Genomic DNA, 2,528 nt, shown 5'->3' on the forward strand with positions numbered 1-2,528 from the left:
GCCCACGCGCCCCCACCAACACACACGCATCCGCCAAAGACAACACCCCGGCCACATGCGCCGCAGCCAACTCACCCACCGAATGCCCGATCAAGAAATCCGCCCGCACCCCCAACGACTCCACCAACCGGAACAACCCCACCTCAACCGCAAACAACGCAGCCTGCGTGAACTGCGTCTCATCCAACAACAACGCCTCCGGCGAACCCACCGGCGCCCTCAACAACCCCAAAAGCGAACCACCCAACACCCCATCAAACTGCGCACACACCCCCTCCAACACCTCCGCGAACACCGGAAACAACCCCGCCAAACCCACACCCATCCCCACACGCTGCGCACCCTGACCCGAAAACAAAAACGCCGTCCTACCCCCAACAACCGAACCAGCCAACACCCCCGAAGCCGGCTCACCACGCTCAAGCGCCGCCAGACCCGACAACAAACCATCCCGGTCACCAGCCACCACCGCAGCACGCCGATCAAACCGAGCACGCGACGTCGCCAACGAATAACCGACATCGAACACATCCAGATCCGAACCAGCCAGCAAATGCGCCCGCAACCGCCCAGCCTGCCCCCGCAACGCCACATCCGACTTCGCCGAGAGCACCAACGGCAACGCTGCCGGCCGCACCGGATCCGACACAGCAACCGGCACCGACACCTCCGGCGGCGCCTCCTCGACAATCACGTGCGCGTTCGTGCCACTGACACCGAACGAGGAGACACCGGCCCGCCGCGGCCTGCCGTTGGCCGGCCACGGCTCAGCCTCAGTCAGCAACCTGACCCCGCCCGCCGACCAGTCCACATGCGCAGAGGGCGCATCAATGTTCAGCGACTTGGGCAGCACGTCGTGCCGCAACGCCTGCACCATCTTGATCACACCGGCCACACCCGCCGCCGCCGACGAATGCCCGATATTCGACTTGACCGACCCCAACCGCAACGGACCGGTGGTCCGGTCCTGGCCATACGTCGCCAACAACGCCTGCGCCTCAATCGGGTCACCAAGCCTCGTACCCGTACCGTGCCCCTCCACCGCATCCACATCACAAGGCGAAAGACCCGCGTTCGCCAACGCCTGCCGGATCACCCGCTCCTGCGAGGGACCATTCGGCGCAGTCAGGCCATTACTCGCACCATCCTGATTCACCGCACTACCACGCACGACCGCAAGCACCTTGTGCCCATTACGCCGCGCATCCGACAACCGCTCCAACACCAACAAACCAAGACCATCGGAGAAACCCGTACCATCCGCACCCGCCGCATACGACTTACACCGGCCATCCGGCGCCAAGCCACGCTGGCGGCTGAACTCCACCAGCAGGAACGGCCCCGACAGCACGGTCACGCCGCCGACCAGCGCCAGCGAACACTCACCCGACCGCAACGACTGCGACGCGAGATGCAACGCCACCAACGACGACGAACACGCCGTATCGATGGTCACGGCAGGACCCTCGAACCCGAAGGTGTAGGCCACCCGGCCGGAGACCACACTGGCCGTGGTGCCGGTCAGCCGGAAACCCTCCAGTTCCGCCTTGGTGCCGTCGTAGTCGTTCAACGACATCACGCCGGTGAACACGCCGGTGTCGCTGCCGCGCAACGAGGCCGGGTTAATGCCCGCGTGCTCCAACGCCTCCCATGCCGCTTCCAGCAGCAGGCGCTGCTGCGGATCGGTTGCCAGCGCCTCGCGCGGACTGATGCCGAAGAAACCCGCGTCGAAGTCGCCGATGTCCTGCAGGAAGCAGCCGCCGTTCATGTAGAGCTTGCCGACCTGCTCGGGGTCGGGATCGTAGAGCCGCTCCAGGTCCCAGCCGCGGTCCGCCGGCAGCGGACCGATCGCGTCGCGGCCCTCGGCCACCAGCCGCCACAACTCCTCCGGCGAGGTCACCCCGCCCGGATAACGACACGCCATACCCACGATCGCCAACGGCTCGTCGGCCTTGGCCTTCACACGCCCGGGTCCAGCCGCGACAGAATCCTGATCGACCCCGCCCGCCTGCGCCACGAGCAACCGGGCCACAGCCGCGGACGTGGGATGGTCGAACACCAGCGTCGAAGGCAGCCGCAGGCCGGTGGTCTCGATCAGCCGATCGCAGAACTCGACGCTCGCCAGCGAGTCGAAGCCCAAGTCGCTGAACGCGCGCTGCGGGTCGACCGCCGCCGAAGAGGCGTGTCCGAGTACGGCCGCGACCTGCGCGAGCACCACGTCCAAGGCCGTGCGATACCGGTCCCCGTCGGGCACTTCAGCCAGCCGCTGCGCCAACGAACCACCGTGGAGCAACCGCTCGTCTCGGTCGCCGACCTGCACGGCCGACGTCAGGACCGCGTGGCCCAGCTCACCCGCACCCGCGCCGCCGCCCGCCGGATCTCCGTTACCGCCCGACGCGAGCCAGAACCGCTCCCGCTGGAAGGCGTACGTGGGCAGCTCAACGCGCCGCGCGCCGGTACCCGCGTAGAACGCCGGCCAGTCCACCTCGACCCCGGCCACATGCGCCTGCGCCAAGAACCCCGCGAAC

Annotated in this window: 1 pseudogene; it reads right to left on the reverse strand. The window is 67.4% G+C overall.

Features of this window, described 5'->3' with window-relative positions:
* Positions 1-2,401 (reverse strand): annotated as a pseudogene (locus KGA66_RS28570) (type I polyketide synthase); the annotation flags it as partial.
* Positions 2,402-2,528 lie beyond the last annotated feature (127 nt).

Origin of the sequence: Actinocrinis puniceicyclus (assembly GCF_018283645.1) — a bacterium.
In the GTDB taxonomy this organism is placed as follows: Bacteria; Actinomycetota; Actinomycetes; order Streptomycetales; family Catenulisporaceae; genus Actinocrinis; species Actinocrinis puniceicyclus.